11 protein-coding genes and 1 tRNA gene are annotated in these 14,273 nt (G+C 70.6%); 3 read left to right on the forward strand and 9 right to left on the reverse strand.

The window, feature by feature from the left end; genetic code table 11:
• Positions 1-112: 112 nt before the first annotated feature.
• The 3 genes from GVV77_RS17010 to GVV77_RS17020 form a co-directional block, all read right to left on the reverse strand.
• Positions 113-505 (reverse strand): sterol carrier family protein, encoded by a 393-nt coding sequence (locus GVV77_RS17010; protein WP_159620401.1) that lies wholly within the window; start codon positions 503-505, stop codon positions 113-115.
• Between the two features lie 58 nt (positions 506-563).
• The gene (locus GVV77_RS17015; RefSeq protein WP_159620403.1) at positions 564-1,583 is read right to left on the reverse strand and encodes an asparaginase; all 1,020 of its coding nucleotides are present in this window, start codon (positions 1,581-1,583) and stop codon (positions 564-566) included.
• A gap of 131 nt (positions 1,584-1,714) precedes the next feature.
• Positions 1,715-3,295, reverse strand: coding sequence for a molybdopterin-dependent oxidoreductase (locus GVV77_RS17020; RefSeq protein WP_159620405.1), 1,581 nt, complete (start codon positions 3,293-3,295; stop codon positions 1,715-1,717).
• Positions 3,296-3,399: 104 nt separating this feature from the next.
• Here GVV77_RS17020 and purD point away from each other — a divergent pair, with 104 nt between their 5' ends.
• The 3 genes from purD to GVV77_RS17035 all read left to right on the forward strand — a co-directional run bounded on the left by purD (position 3,400) and on the right by GVV77_RS17035 (position 6,090).
• The gene (gene purD, locus GVV77_RS17025; RefSeq protein WP_159620407.1) at positions 3,400-4,698 is read left to right on the forward strand and encodes a phosphoribosylamine--glycine ligase; all 1,299 of its coding nucleotides are present in this window, start codon (positions 3,400-3,402) and stop codon (positions 4,696-4,698) included.
• A complete protein-coding gene (locus GVV77_RS17030; RefSeq protein WP_159620409.1) occupies positions 4,695-5,594 on the forward strand; it encodes a phosphoribosylaminoimidazolesuccinocarboxamide synthase in 900 nt (299 codons plus the stop codon). The genes purD and GVV77_RS17030 overlap by 4 nt, the downstream gene beginning before the upstream one ends.
• Before the next feature lie 190 nt (positions 5,595-5,784).
• Positions 5,785-6,090, forward strand: coding sequence for an EthD family reductase (locus GVV77_RS17035; RefSeq protein ID WP_159620411.1), 306 nt, complete (start codon positions 5,785-5,787; stop codon positions 6,088-6,090).
• 50 nt (positions 6,091-6,140) lie between these two features.
• Here the strand turns inward: GVV77_RS17035 and GVV77_RS17040 are convergent, their stop codons facing one another.
• From GVV77_RS17040 to GVV77_RS17065, 6 genes are all read right to left on the reverse strand, one after another.
• A complete protein-coding gene (locus GVV77_RS17040; RefSeq protein ID WP_159620413.1) occupies positions 6,141-6,761 on the reverse strand; it encodes a hypothetical protein in 621 nt (206 codons plus the stop codon).
• Positions 6,762-7,018: 257 nt separating this feature from the next.
• Positions 7,019-7,092: transfer RNA gene (locus GVV77_RS17045), tRNA-Pro, on the reverse strand.
• Between the two features lie 101 nt (positions 7,093-7,193).
• The gene (locus GVV77_RS17050) at positions 7,194-9,068 is read right to left on the reverse strand and encodes an ABC transporter ATP-binding protein (protein WP_159620415.1); all 1,875 of its coding nucleotides are present in this window, start codon (positions 9,066-9,068) and stop codon (positions 7,194-7,196) included.
• Positions 9,065-10,876 (reverse strand): ABC transporter ATP-binding protein, encoded by a 1,812-nt coding sequence (locus tag GVV77_RS17055; protein WP_159620417.1) that lies wholly within the window; start codon positions 10,874-10,876, stop codon positions 9,065-9,067. The genes GVV77_RS17050 and GVV77_RS17055 overlap by 4 nt, the downstream gene beginning before the upstream one ends.
• Before the next feature lie 109 nt (positions 10,877-10,985).
• The gene (locus GVV77_RS17060) at positions 10,986-11,930 is read right to left on the reverse strand and encodes a metallophosphoesterase (RefSeq protein WP_159620419.1); all 945 of its coding nucleotides are present in this window, start codon (positions 11,928-11,930) and stop codon (positions 10,986-10,988) included.
• Between the two features lie 2 nt (positions 11,931-11,932).
• Positions 11,933-14,245 carry a transglycosylase domain-containing protein gene (locus GVV77_RS17065; protein ID WP_159620421.1) on the reverse strand — a complete coding sequence of 771 codons (2,313 nt, stop codon included), beginning with the start codon at positions 14,243-14,245 and terminating at the stop codon, positions 11,933-11,935.
• Positions 14,246-14,273: the final 28 nt, after the last annotated feature.

Consider the following 14,273-nt stretch of genomic DNA (forward strand, 5'->3'; position numbering starts at 1 on the left):
CGGACGGCGCCGCCGGCCGCGGCGGCCAGGGCGGCGGCGCGGGCCGGGCCCCGGCGGCGCAGGCCGGGCCGACCGGTGCTCCGGTGCGGCGCCGGTGCTGGATGCGCCATGGCTACCGGTCCGGAACGGGAGGCCCGGCGGCCGGACCAGGCGCGTCGGGGAACAGCGGCAGCCAGGCGCTGAGATCGGCCCGCTGCCCGGAGGCCGAAACCTTGCCGGCGGCCACTGCGCCGCTCCAGGACAGGGCGCCGGTGGCCAGCTCCAGCCAGGTCTGCGGATCGGTTTCGACAACATTGGGCGGGGTGCCCCGGGTATGGCGCGGCCCTTCGACGCACTGCGTCACACCGAACGGCGGCACGCGCACTTCAACGCTGTTGCCCGGGGCCCGTTCGGCCAGTTCCTCAAGGCAGAAACGCACGGCCGCGGCCTTCTCGGCCCGGCCGCCACCCGGCGCGGCCCGGAGGGCGGCGTGTCCGTCCTCGGTGCTGATGCGTCGTCGTGCCATGCCGTCCCTTTCGGTGCCGTCCCTTTCGATGCCGTTCCTGCCCTCCGCTGCCCGGACCTCAGCTCAGCGAACCCGCGTCAAGCTGGGCCAGCACGGGCGCGGCGAGGCGCAGGCTGCCCACGGGGCGTCCACCGCCGAGGACGCGCGGGACCACCCGCTCAAGCACCGCGCCGACCTCCGCGGCGTCAATGGCCCCGGCGGCCGCGAACAGGCTCAGGCCCACCAGGGTGGCCGCCCGCAGGTTGCCGTCGAGGACCTTCAGGGCCAGGGACGCGCCGGTGGGTGCGGCCAGGACCAGCACGCCCTCCGCGCCGCTCTTGGCAAGGATGCCCAGCTCCTCCATGACCACGGAGTTGTCCTGGCCCCGGCCGTGCACGGCCCACGGGTAGTCGAGCATGGCGGTGGCCACCGTCGCGGCGCGCGCGTCCGCGTACTTGTCGGAAGGGGCCTTGGCGATCCTGCCGATGCCCCGGGCCAGGCCGGTGAGGGACACCGCGGCCACGGGCGCCCCGCAGCCGTCCACGCCCCAGTGCGCCGGCGCCTCTCCGGTGTACTCCTCGATGACCTCGGCGATGCTCTGCTGCAGCGGGTGCGCCCGGTCGAGGTAGGTGGAGTGGTCCCAGTTGTTTTCGGTGCACGCCCACAGGAATCCCGCGTGCTTGCCGGAGCAGTTGAACGCGATGCGCTGTTTTCCCTTGCCGGAGAGGACCAGCTGGGTCCGGGTGGCCTCGTCCTGCGGCCAGTCCTCCGGGCACTGAAGGTGCTCTTCGCTCACACCGGCGGCATTGAGCATGGTCTTCACCACGTCCAGGTGCTCGGCGCTGCCCACGTGGCTGGCGGCGGCGAGGGCCACCTGCGGGCCGCGCAGGGGCACCCCGGCCTTCATGGTGGCCAGGGCCTGGAAGGGCTTGAGGGTGGAGCGCGGGTAGATCGGCGCCTCGACATTGCCCAGCGCGGTCACCACCGAGCCGTCGGCGGCGAGGACGACGGCGGATCCCACGTGGCGGGACTCGATCAGGCCGCTGCGCTCAAGGACGGCGAGATCAACGGCGTCGTCCGAGCTGAAAGTTGAAAGCATGGAACAAGTATTGCCTATCGGCCGGCTCCTTCCGCGGCGCCTTTCCGCCGGCGCTGCGCCGGCCGGAGGGGACGGGCCTCCGGCGGGCGCGGCTCCCGCAGCGCGGCGTGCCGCCCGCGCCGGTGGAAGGCCTAGGTGGCGGTGAACTGGACCGACTGCCAGCCGGAGGCGCCGTTGGGGACGGGGTCGGCCCGCTCCTCGGTCTGGAGCCCACCGGCGGGGTCCGTGGCGCGGGCGCGCAGCGTGTGGGAGCCCGGGCCGACGGTGATCTCGTGGTGCCACTGGCGCCAGGTGTCGACGGAGGCCTCCGCGGCGAGGGTAACCTCCTCCCACCGCCCGTCGTCGACCGAGACCTCGACCCGGGCGATGCCGCGGGTCTGGGACCAGGCCGTCCCGCCGATCTGGACCGTGCCGGCGGCGACCTTGCCAAAGGAGCGCGGAACCTCGACCCGGGCCATTGTCTTGATCGGGCCCTTCTCGGACCAGCCGCGGTCGGTCCAGTAGGAGGTCCGGTCGGCGAAGCGGGTGACCTCGAGGTCGACCACCCACTTGGTCGCCGACACGTACCCGTACAGCCCCGGCACCACCATCCGCACCGGATAGCCGTGTTCAAGGGGCAGCGGCTCGTCGTTCATGGCGACCGCCAGCATGGCGTCGCGCTCGTCCTGCAGCACGGGCAGCGGAGTCGAGGCGCTGAACCCGTCGCTGCTGGTGCTCAGCACCATGTCGGCGCCCCTCAGCGGCCTGGCCCGCCGAAGCAGGTCCCGCAGCGGGTAGCCCAGCCATTTGGCGTTGCCCACTAGGTTGCCGCCCACCGGATTGGAGACGCAGGTGAGCGTGATGTACCGCTCGATGAGGTCCTCTGCGAGGAGGTCGTCGAAGGTCAGGGTGAACTCCTCCTCGACCATGCCGTGAACCCGCAGTTCCCAGGTGTCGACGTCGAGCTGGGGGACGCTGAGGGCGGTGTCGATGCGGTAGAAGTCGGGGTTCGGGGTCAGCCATGGTACGACGCCGTCCACGGGGGCCTCGAGCCCGGCCGGCAGGACCGGCGCCGGGCTGGCAGGGGCGGGCAGCCGCAGGCTGCGCCGGGCCGCCTCCACGCTGTTGCGCACGCTGCCCAGGGCGCGGCCCCCGGCCGCGGCGGCGGCTGCCGCCGCCGCGGTGATGCCGGCGGCGGCGAAGAACGAACGCCGCGAGGACCCGCCGGGGAGGGCCCGCGCCGCTGCGGGGGCGGGCGGGGCATCGGGTGCCGCCCGCGCGGGGGCGGGCAGGCGGGCGATCATGAGCCGGAGGGCCAGCAGCCCGGCGGCCGTGCCGATCAGTGAGGGGAGGGCATCGTAGGTGGACGCGCCGGCCCGGGACAGGACACTGGCCACGATGATCAGGCCCGCGGCGGTCACTCCCACTGCGCCCAGCACCCACCGATGGAGCGCGGCGATGCCGAGGACCGCCGCGAGGGCGGTGATGGTGAAGCCCATCCCGACGAACAGGGCGGCCTTGTCCCCGGTGCCGAAGGTGGCGATGGCAAAGTCCTTCAGCCACCCGGGAGTGAAGTCGATGAACGTCGAGCCGAGGGCGATCACCGGCGTGGCGCGGGCAGTGAAGAAAGCCGCGGCGAGTTCGGCCACTCCGAGGAGGAGCGCCGCGGCCGCGATCCCTGCCAGCGCTGCCAGCAGGGTCGTTGCTCGGGCGCTTTTCCGTCGGGTGTCCATACCGGGTATTCGGAGATGCCGGTTCCGCGTATGGGTGGGCGGGCGGGGCGTAACAGGGGGAGCAGGCTTCGTCGGGTGCGGCGCACCCAGTACGCTGATCTACTGTGAAGGTTCTTGTGATTGGCCCCGGTGGCCGCGAACACGCCATCGTCCGTGCACTTCTTAACGATCCGTTCGTCCGCGAGGTCCATGCGGCCCCAGGCAACGCCGGCATCGCCGCGGACGTCCCCACGCACAGCATCAACGCCAGTGATCCGGCGGAGGTGACGCAGCTGGCGCAGCGGCTCGGTTCGGATCTGGTGGTCATTGGCCCCGAGGCGCCCCTGGCCGCCGGCGTGGCCGACGCGCTCACCGAGGCCGGGATCCCCGTCTTCGGTCCCTCCCGGGCGGCCGCGCAGCTCGAGGCCTCGAAGGCGTTCGCCAAGCAGGTCATGGCTGCGGCCGGCGTCCCGACGGCGATGGCCCGGGTCGCCTCGACCACCGCCTCGGCCGAAGAGGCACTCGATACCTTCGGCGCCCCCTACGTGGTCAAGGACGACGGACTGGCCGCCGGCAAGGGGGTCGTGGTGACCGGCGACCGCGCCGAGGCGCTGGCCCACGCCCAGAGCTGCTTCGACGCCGGCGGGAGCGTGGTCATCGAGGAGTTCCTCGACGGTCCCGAGGTCTCCCTCTTCGTACTCTCCGACGGGTGCAGCGTGGTTCCGCTCGCCCCGGCCCAGGACTTCAAGCGCATCTATGACGGCGACCAGGGCCCCAACACCGGCGGCATGGGCGCCTACTCGCCGCTGAACTGGGCGCCGCCCGGCCTCGTCGAAGAGGTGGTGACGCGCGTGGCCCAGCCGGTCATCGACGAGATGGCCAACCGTGGCACCCCCTTCGTGGGCGTGCTGTACTGCGGGCTGGCCCTGACCTCGCGCGGCATGCGGGTCATCGAATTCAACGCTCGCTTCGGCGACCCCGAGACTCAGGCCGTCTTGGCCCGCCTGCGGACCCCCCTCGGTGGGGTGCTGCTGGCGGCGGCCAGGGGCGGACTGGACCGCCTCAGCGGCCTCCAGTGGTCTCCCCGGACCGCGGTGGCCGTGGTGCTCGCCGCGGAGAACTACCCCGAAGCGCCCCGGACCGGCGGCCGCATCCGCGGCCTGAAGCGGGCCGCGCAGCATGAGGACGTGCAGGTGCTGCACGCCGGCACGGCGGAGAAGGACGGGAAGGTGGTCAGCTCCGGCGGCCGCGTGCTCGCCGTCGTGGGGCTGGGCGGCGACCTTGCCGGTGCCCGTGCCACGGCCTACGACGCCCTGGCCGAGATTGACCTCGAGGGCGGACAGTTCCGCACCGACATCGCCCTGAAGGCCGCCCGCGGCGAGATCCACGTCGCGGCGGCCGCCGCGCCGGTGGCGGGACGGTGAGCTCCTTCGCACCCCCGCACCCGGACCTGCCCGGCTGGAGGCACGTGTACTCGGGGAAGGTGCGCGACCTGTACGAGCCGGCGGACGGCGACCCGGACCGGGTCCTCGTCGTGGCCAGTGACCGCATCAGCGCCTTCGACCATGTGCTGGCCACGGAGATCCCCGACAAGGGAAAGGTCCTCACCCAGCTGAGCCTGTGGTGGTTTGAACGCCTTACCGGGGTGCCCAACCACGTGCTGGCCGCGGACGAGGCCGGCGGGGTCCCGGCGGCCGTCGCCGGCCGCGCCATGATCTGCCGGCGGCTCGAGATGTATCCGATCGAGTGCATCGCCCGCGGGTACCTGACAGGCAGCGGGCTGGCCGAATACCGCGCCTCGGGCACTGTGTGCTCCCTGCCGCTGCCGGCCGGGCTGCGGGACGGCTCCCGGCTCGACCCGCCGCTGTTCACGCCCTCGGCCAAGGCCGAGGTGGGCGAGCACGACGAGAACATCACCTATGACGCCGTCGTCATGACCGTGGGCGACGACGCCGCGGCGCAGCTGCGTGCGCTGACCCTGGACATCTACTCGCGGGCCGAGGCGATCGCCCGGGAACGCGGAATTCTCCTCGCCGACACCAAGGTGGAGTTCGGGCTCGACCCGCTCGCGGGGCGGATCACCCTGGGTGACGAGGTGCTGACCCCCGATTCCTCGCGCTTCTGGGACGCCTCGCAGTACTCCCCGGGCCGGGCCCAGCCCTCCTTCGACAAGCAGTTCGTGCGCGACTGGCTCACCTCGGACGCCTCCGGCTGGGACCGGGTGTCGGTGCCGCCGGCCCTTCCCGCCGACGTCGTGGAGCGGACGCGAGGGCGGTACATCGAGGCCTACGAGCGCCTGACCGGCCGCACCTTCGCCTGAGGCATCCCCGGGCGGTGGCTCCGGCGTACGTCACGGAACCGACACTTTCGGCGCACCCGGCGGAGCCCCGCGTCGGCGGCGTTAGACTCGCCTCACAATTTCCGCAGCCGGCTCCGCTTCCGACGTCCTCGGACAGCGGCAGCGGTGCCGGCCGGAGGCCCGCTCAGCCCGCCACGAGGAGAAGTGTCCTATGCAGACGAGAATCACCCTCATCATCGACATCCCCGCCGACCTGGACGCATTCGAGCGGGAATTCCCCGACCTCCTCGCGAAGGCCCGGGCGCTGCCCGGCCAGGTCCGTCTGGAGTCCGCGAAGGTGTGGCCGAAGGAGGACGGGACGCCGGCTCCGGCGCACCGCACCCTGGATGTCTATTTCGACAGTTACGATGCCGCCTCCCGCGCGGTCAGCGTGCCCGAGGCCGGGGCGTTCTTCGAGAAGCTCGGCGGTCTGGGAGTGACCTTCACGGGGCTGTTCTGCGAGGTCGAGGAGCAGTAGGACCCGCCGGCAGGCTGCGGTCCGGGCGTCGAACAGGCGGACGGCCCCGCTTAGTCCGCCGCGCCTCCGGGGGCGAAGAGCTCGTCGAAGCCCTCGAGGGGAACTTCGACCAGGCCCGGGGAGCGCGGGCCGGGTGCGCCGGGTCCGCGGGCGTTCAGGAGGACTTCGGAGAGCACGACGGCGTGGATCTTCGCCAGGTCGTACCCCACGCTGAGGGTTGCCCGGCGCAGGGACCCGGTGGTGGTGGGGTCCCAGTAGATTGCTGTCTGCAGGGCGTGGACGCTCCACAGCTCCCGGGAGGGCAGGAGGCCGTCCCCGGCGTCGGGCAGGTCGAAGAGGGCGCCCTGTTCCGGGTCGGTGCCCGGAAGGAGGGTGACGCCCGGTGGGCGGGTCAGGATGGAGATTCGGCCGATGCCCTCGGCCGAAAGGTACCCGCCCTTGTTGCTGGGCACCGCTGTGATGCCGGTGTCGACGAAAACGGGGTTTCCGAGCAGCAGGTTCCAAACCCGGTCGCGGGTGGCATGGCGGTAGATTTCCCGGCGGACGAATTCCTCGGGCTGGTACTCGCTGAGGAAGTGCTCCACGGCCTTCTGGGCCGCGGCGTCGATGAGCCCGGCGACCCGGTCGAGGGTGGGGCCGAACCGGGAGACGACCTGCGCCGCGTTGTGCATTGTTCGGGTGCCTCTTCCGGCGCTCGGGGTTTTGCTTGCTCTTAATCCAACCGCATCGGCTCCGTGATCCCGGGTCCAACACGCGTCCGCCGCCGGCTTCGTCCCAACGGCTTTACGCCATCTGCTTCAGGCCGGCGCGACCGCCGGGACGCGGAATGCAGGGCGAAAAACCCGGGAAACAGGAAGGGCGCCTCCATCCTGCGGAGACGCCCCTGCTGTCGTACCTGAATTACGTGAAGCCGAGTTCACTTCGTGGGTCGGGGTGACAGGATTTGAACCTGCGGCCTCGTCGTCCCGAACGACGCGCGCTACCAAGCTGCGCCACACCCCGGTGCATTGTTTCTGCCGCAGGACCTGCGGCAAAAGCAACTTTCCAAGAATACCCCGTGAAGGCCCGGGAGGCGAAACCCCGGCCCGCCGCGGCCGGCGGTCCTACACCAGCGAGTCCTTCCAGGCCGCGTGCAGGGCCGCGAACCGGCCGGTTCCACCGATGAGGTCCGCCGGTTTTCCGTCCTCGACCACCTCGCCATCGTGCACCACCAGCACCCGGTCGGCGATCGCCACGGTGGAAAGCCGGTGGGCGATGATCAGGGCCGTGCGCTGCCCCAGCAGCCGCTGCAGGCCCTGCTGCACGAGCCGTTCGCTGGGAATGTCCAGGGACGAGGTGGCCTCGTCGAGGATCAGCACCGCGGGGTCGGCCAGGAAGGCCCGGGCGAAGCTGATCAGCTGCCGCTGCCCCGAGGACACCCGGCCCCCGCGTTTGTTGACGTCGGTGTCGTAGCCCTCGGGCAGTTCGCGGATGAATGCGTCGGCGCCGACGGCGCGCGCGGCCGCCTCGATCTCCTCCCGGGACGCGTCTGGCCGGCCGAGGGCGATATTCTCAGCGACTGAGCCGCTGAACAGGAAGGCCTCCTGGGTTACCATCACCACCGAGCGCCGCAGGTCCTTCGCATCCACCTCGCGCAGGTCCACCCCGTCGAGGGTGATGCTCCCGGCGGAGACGTCGTAGAAGCGGGCGATCAGCTTGGCGAGCGTGGACTTGCCCGCGCCGGTCTGCCCGACCAGGGCCACGGTCTGGCCCGCCGGGATGGCAAGGTTCAGGGGCGGGATGACCTGCGGGCCGTCGGCGTAGCGGAACTCGACGTCCCGGAATTCGACGGTGCCCCGGGCCCGCGGAAGGGCCACCGGGTTCCGGGGCGGGCGGACCGTCGGAACCTCCTCGAGCAGCCCGGAGACCTTCTCAAGCGCCGCCGAGGCGGACTGGAAGGAGTTGTAGAAGAGGGCCATCTGGTCCACCGGCTGGAAGAACCGCTTGCTGTAGAGCAGCAGGGCCAGCAGCGCGCCCACCTCAAGCGAGCCCTCGAGGACCCGGAACCCGCCGGCCGCGAGCACGACGGCCACGGTGAGGTTGCCGATGAGCACCAGCCCCGGCTGGAAGACGCCGTTGAGGTTGATCGAGCGGATGGTGGCCCGGCGGTAGTCCTCGGCCAGTTCGTCGTACCGGGTGGCGTTGGCCGGTTCCCGGCGGAACGCCTTCACGGCGCGGATCCCGGTCATCGTCTCGATGAAGTGGACGATGAGTTTCGCGGAGACCACCCGGGAGGACCGGAAGGCGATCTGCGAGTGCTTCTGGTACCAGCGGGCCAGCAGGAACATGGGAACCCCGGCGGCGAGGATCAGCAGGCCCGTCCGCCAGTCGAGGGCGAAGATGGTCACGGCGGTGAAGAGCATGAACATCACGCCGGAGGCCAGGGAGCTGACGCCCGAATCGAGGAGTTCGCGCAGCGCCTCAAGGTCCGAGGTCTGCCGGGAGATGATCCGGCCCGAGGTGTACTTCTCGTGGAACTCGAGGCTCAGCCGCTGGGTGTGCCGGAACACCCACAGGCGCAGGTCGAGCAGCATCGCCTGGCTCAGCCGCGCCGTCGCCCGCACGTATCCGGCGGTGAGGACGGCACCGAGGACGGCGGCGACGAGGTAGGCGCCCCCGGCCGCCACCAGCTGCACCGGGCTCCCGGCGATCAGGGCGGGCAGGGCCCGATCGATGCCGAACGCGATGATCGCCGGTCCGGCCACCCGGGCGGCCTGGGAGATGACGACGAGGGCGATGGTGAAAACAAACTGCCGCCGGTTGGGCCGGATCAGTGCCCCGAGCAGGCGGAAGGAGCGGGCCCGCACCGACCGGTTCTGCGCCCGGTCCAGCAGGACCTCGTCCTCGTTGCTGACGCCTGCGGGGGCGGCCCCCGCCGTCGCCTCCGGGGCGGACTTCCGCCCCGGCCGCCGTCGCGGCCGCTGTGCAGCCTTTGTCATGCCAGTGCCTCTTCGTCGTCGTACCCGCTGTCGAGATCCACCGGTTCCTCCGTCAGGCTCGCAAGAACATAGCGGTAGTGGTCGTTGCGGGCGAGCAGTTCGATGTGCGTGCCGACATCGGTGATCCGCCCGTCCTGAAGCAGCGCGACCCGGTCGGCCAGGGCGACGGTCGAGGGCCGGTGGGCGACCACGAGCGTTGTCGTGCCGCGCAGCACCTCCCGGAGCCGCTCCTCAACGAGCTCCTCGGTGCGCACGTCGAGGGCGGAGAGGGGATCGTCGAGCACCAGCACGCGTGGCTGGGCGGCGATGGCCCGGGCCAGGGCCAGGCGCTGGCGCTGGCCGCCGGACAGGCTCAGTCCCTCCTCGCCGATGAGGGTATCGACCCCGAGGGGGAGGGAGTAGACGAACTGCGCCTGGGCCACCTCGAGCGCCTCGGCCAGCAGGGCCTCCGCATCGGCGTCGCTTTCGGTCCGGGCGCCCATCAGGACGTTGTCGCGCACCGAGCTTGAGAAGAGGGTCGTGTCCTCGAAGGCGACCGCCACCAGGGTGCGCAGGTCGGCCAGGGCGAAGTCCCGCAGGTCGGTGCCGTCGAGAGTGATGCGCCCTCCGGTCACGTCGTAGAGGCGCGGCACCAGCTGCACCAGGGTGGTCTTGCCGCTGCCGGTCACGCCCACCATGGCCAGGGTTTCACCGGTCCGCAGCCGCAGGTCCACGCCGTTGAGGATGTCCCCGGCAGCGTCCTGGGTGTCGGGGTAGCGGAAGTGGACGCCCTCGAAGGCCAGTTCCCCGCGCGGGTCGGCCGGCCGTGCCGGGGCTGCCGGGGACGTGATGGGGTTCCGGGTCTCCATAACCTCGTAGTGGCGGTCGATGGCGGTCTTGGCGGTGAAGGTCATGGCCAGCAGCGGTCCGATGAATTCCACCGGGCCGGCGACGACGGCGGCGGTGGCGAAGAACGCGACGAGCGCCCCGATGCTCACCTGCCCCGACGAGGCCAGCAGCACGCCGACGACAAGGGAGGCTCCCAGCGCCAGTTCCGGGAGCAGGGTGACCACGAGGGAGAAGTTGGCGAGCGATTTGGCCTTGACGATCTCGGTGCGGCGCAGCTGCTCCGCCTGCTCATTGAACGCATCGAGTGCCTCGCCGCTGCGCCCGAAGGCCTTGAGCACGCGGATGCCGTGAACCGATTCCTCGACGGCGGTGGCGAGGTCGCCGGCCTGGTCCTGGCTCCTGCGCGAGACCCGGCTGTAGGAGGTGCGGAAGCGGAACCCGTAGATCATGATCGGCACCGCGGCGGCCAGGAAGATCAGGGCGAGGATCCAGTTGGTCAGGAACATCACCACGACGCCGATCCCCACGGTCAGTGAGGTCACCACCAGCATGATGAGGCCGAACGCCATCCAGCGGCGCATCAGGTTGAGGTCCGACATGGCGCGGGAGAGCAGCTGGCCGCTTCCCCAGCGGTCGTGGAACTCCACGGGGAGTTCCTGGAGGTGCCGGTAGAAGGAGGTCCGCATGTTGGTCTCCACGGAGGTGGCCGGACCGATGACGAACTGCCGCCGCAGGGCGATCAGCGCCGCCTCGAGGACACCGAGCAGAAGTACGAGGCCGGCGGCAAGCCAGACCCCCGAGGCGGAGCCGCCGCGCGTGAGCGAGTCGTTGACGAGGACGCGGAGCACCTGCGGGACCGCCAACGCCATGACGCTCGCGGCCAGGGCGCACAGCAGGCCCAGCAGCAGCCGCGGGGCGATGGGACGCACGTGCGGGTACAGGCGCTTCATCGACTCGCGCAGCGTCGGTGCCGGTTTCATTCCACCTCTTCGGTGCTCGATGTCGGTCCTAAATCCGGCGCGGGCCGGGGCGGCCCGGAGGCCGGCGGACCTGGCTCCCCGTTGAACGAACAGCGGCGGGAAACTTCTCCTACGCCGCATCCCGGGCGGTCAGGGTGAGCAGGACGGCCTCGGGCCGGCAGGCCAGGCGCACCGGGGCGAACCGGGAGGTGCCAATGCCCGCCGAGACGTTCAGCGGCACCCGGTGCCCGCGGTGCTCCCACTCGGTGAGCCCGCGGGCACGCCAGGTCGGGAGGTCGCAGTTCGTCACCAGCGCCCCGTAGCCGGGCACGCAGACCTGGCCCCCATGGGTGTGGCCGGCCAGGATCAGCTCGGCGCCGCCGTCGGTGAAGTAGTCGAGCACCCGCTGGTAGGGGGCGTGGGTGACGGCGATGCGCACGTGCGGGGCCTCGGCGGAGGTGCTGCTCCCGGCGGGGTAGCCGGCGTACTTGTCGCGGTCGAGGTGGGGATCGTCGACTCCGGTGAAGTCGAGGCGGAGGCCGCGCATGCCGATGGACTGGCTCCGGTTGGTGAGGTCGATCCAGCCGGCGGTGCCGAAGGCGCTGAACATCTGGGCCCAAGGCAGTTCGCGGGGCTCGCGGGTGCCGGCGGAGGAGGGGCCGGAGAAATACCGGAGGGGGTTCTTCAGGACCGGCTCGTAGTAGTCGTTCGAACCGGGGACGAAGACGCCGGGAAAGCGGAGCAGCGGGCCGAGGGCCTCAAGCAGGGGGCCCACGGCCTTGCGGTGGCTGAGGTTGTCCCCGGTGTTGACGACCAGGTCCGGTTCGAGCCGGGCCAGGCCCTGCAGCCAGTCACGCTTTGACTTCTGGTGGGGCGCCATGTGGATGTCGGAGAGCTGGAGCACCCGCAGGGGCCGGGCTCCGGGCGGGAGGACCCGTACCGTCTCCTCACGGAGCGAGAAGAGGGTCCTTTCGATCACCGAGGCGTAGCCCAGGGTCGCGGCCCCGGCGAGTGCCGTGAGCCCGGTGCTCCATGCGAGCGCTGTCCCTACGCCGTTCGTCCTCGATGACTCCACGTTTAGTCGTTCCCTTCGCCGCCGCCGTTGTTGCCGTTTCCGCCGCCGTTGTCGTCGCCCGGTTCGGCCGGTCCACCGAGTATGCCACCGGGGACGCCGGGAAGCCCACCGGGGCCGTTCTGCCCGTTGCCGTTCTGGCCGTTGCCGAAGGACTGTACGCTCTGGCGGCCGTTGATCATGTCGGCCGGCGGGTTCTGGAACGGCTCGCCGACGTAGAGGCCCGGGATCTGCTGCATGAAACGGGCCCAGGAGGGAGCGGCGATCAGGGAGCCGTCGATCTCCGGGTACACGCGGCCGCCGATCTGCAGGCCGCTGAGGGAGGTGTTCCCTTCCTTCCAGTTGCCGATCCAGCTTGCCGTGGCCAGGCCGGAGTTGTAGCCCATGAACCAGGTCTGCGAGCGCTGGTCGTTGGTGCCGGTCTTGCCGGCCATCGGGATGCCGCCGTACTCGAGCAGTGAACCGGAGCCGGTCTTCATGACCTCCTGCGTCGCGTAGTTCACGCCGCGTGCGGTTTCCTTCGGGATGACCTGCTTGCAGGAGGAGGCCGGAACCGGGTAGCTGGTGCCGTCCGCGGCCGTGACCTCGGTCAGGGCGCGGGGGTCGCAGACACTGCCCTCGGCGCCGAAACCGGCGAAGGCGGTGACCATCGACAGGGGGGAGACATCCTCGACGCCGCCGATGAGCGCTGAGGGCGCAACGGTGAGGCGCCCGGGTTCGCCGTCCTTGCTCTTGCCGTCGTGGACACCCATGTCGTAGGCGATGTCCTGGATGCGGCAGAGGTCGAGCTGCTTGGCCGAGGCCATGGTGATGGTGTTCAGCGACTGGGCCAGACCGCGGAGCACGGTGGCGGGACCGTAGTTGGTGTCGCCGTAGTTCTGCGGGAAGTACCCGCTGAGGCCATCCTCGCTCTGCACCCGGTAGGCCCCGCCCTGGAGGCAGCTCGCCGTCCACCGGTCGTTCTCCGGATAGCGCTTCTTGCTGCCGTCCAGAACCGTGTTCAGTGACTTTCCGGCGTCGACCCAGGCGGCGACGGTGAAGGGCTTGTACGTCGAGCCCGGCTGGAACCCCCCGATACCGCCGAGGCTCTTCTCGGGATTCCCGTCCTCGTACAGGTCCACGTTGAAGTTCAGGACCGAATCGCCGGCCGCCTCGCCCGGCCGGTACCGGGTGTTCTGCGCCATCGAGATGATGTTGCCGGTCTTCGGATCGACGCTCACGAGGGAGTGCCCCACGGCGCCGTCGGTGGTTTCGGGGTTCGCCGTCTCGTTGACGGCGGTCTGCGCGGCCTTCTGAATCCGGGGATCGAGCGTGGTCTTGATGGTCAGGCCGGAGCGGTAGAGCACCTTTTTGCGGTCCTCCGCGGTTTCGCCGTAGGCCGGGTCATTGAGGATCAGGTGGGTGACGTAGTCGCAGAAGTAGGGTGCCTGTGCGGCGCCGGCGCAGCCGTTGAGCGTCGGGGTGATGTTCAGGCTGAGGTCCTTCACGACGGCGGCGTCGTGCTCCTCCTGGGTGATCTTGCCGGTCTTGAGCATGGCGCCGATCACGAGGTTGCGCCGCTCCAGGGACCGCTCCGGGTTCAGTTCGGGGCTGTAGTAGGTGGTGCCGTTGACGACGCCGGCAAGCAGGGCGCTCTGCTCGATGTTGAGGTCTTTCGCGTCGACGTTGAAGAAGTACTTGGAGGCCGCCTGCACGCCGTAGGTGGTGCCGGTGAACGGCACGATGTTGAGGTACCCCTCGAGGATCTCGTCCTTGGTGAGTTCCTTCTCGACGGCGATGGCGAGCTTCGCCTCGCGCAGCTTGTCCCCGATGGTCTTGCTGCCGCTGAAGACCGCTTCCCCGCCGTTCTGGCGGGCGGTGTCGATCAGCACGTTGGTGACGAACTGCTGGGTGAGGGTTGAGGCGCCGCGGGTGGTGTCGCTGCTGATGTTGTTGGCGACCGCGCCGAGGATGCCCTGCAGGTCGACGCCGCCGTGCTCGTAGAAGCGGTTGTCCTCGATGGCCAGCAGGGCATTGGTCATATTGGGGGAGACCTGGTCGAGCGTGACCGGCTGCCGGTTCTCCTCGTACAGGGTGGCGATCAGCGAGCCGTCGGTCGCGAGGATCTTGGTCGGCTGGGCGAGCGCGTCGCGCTCAAGCTCCGCCGGGAGCTCCTCGAAGAACTGGATGGAGGCCGACGCTCCGGCGCCCGCCGCGGCGGCGACGGGCACGAGCAGTCCGGCGGCGAGCACACCACTGAGTCCGCTGATTCCGAGGAATGCAACGATTTTCCCAAGGGTGGTTGCCGTGTCAAAGAGAGGGGAGGTCCGAGGAGCCATGTACTGCAGTTTACAAGCACGCGCTAGG

Origin of the sequence: Arthrobacter zhaoguopingii (genome assembly GCF_009828605.1) — a bacterium.
Lineage (GTDB): Bacteria > Actinomycetota > Actinomycetes > Actinomycetales > Micrococcaceae > Arthrobacter_D > Arthrobacter_D zhaoguopingii.

Excerpts from the sequence above, each read along its gene's own strand:
- GVV77_RS17065 (WP_159620421.1), bottom strand. The coding sequence starts at position 14,245 with ATGGCTCCTCGGACCTCCCCTCTCTTTGACACGGCAACCACCCTTGGG.
- GVV77_RS17015 (WP_159620403.1), bottom strand. The coding sequence starts at position 1,583 with ATGCTTTCAACTTTCAGCTCGGACGACGCCGTTGATCTCGCCGTCCTT.
- GVV77_RS17035 (WP_159620411.1), top strand. The coding sequence starts at position 5,785 with ATGCAGACGAGAATCACCCTCATCATCGACATCCCCGCCGACCTGGAC.
- GVV77_RS17050 (WP_159620415.1), bottom strand. The coding sequence starts at position 9,068 with ATGACAAAGGCTGCACAGCGGCCGCGACGGCGGCCGGGGCGGAAGTCC.
- GVV77_RS17020 (WP_159620405.1), bottom strand. The coding sequence starts at position 3,295 with ATGGACACCCGACGGAAAAGCGCCCGAGCAACGACCCTGCTGGCAGCG.
- GVV77_RS17010 (WP_159620401.1), bottom strand. The coding sequence starts at position 505 with ATGGCACGACGACGCATCAGCACCGAGGACGGACACGCCGCCCTCCGG.
- GVV77_RS17055 (WP_159620417.1), bottom strand. The coding sequence starts at position 10,876 with ATGAAACCGGCACCGACGCTGCGCGAGTCGATGAAGCGCCTGTACCCG.
- GVV77_RS17040 (WP_159620413.1), bottom strand. The coding sequence starts at position 6,761 with ATGCACAACGCGGCGCAGGTCGTCTCCCGGTTCGGCCCCACCCTCGAC.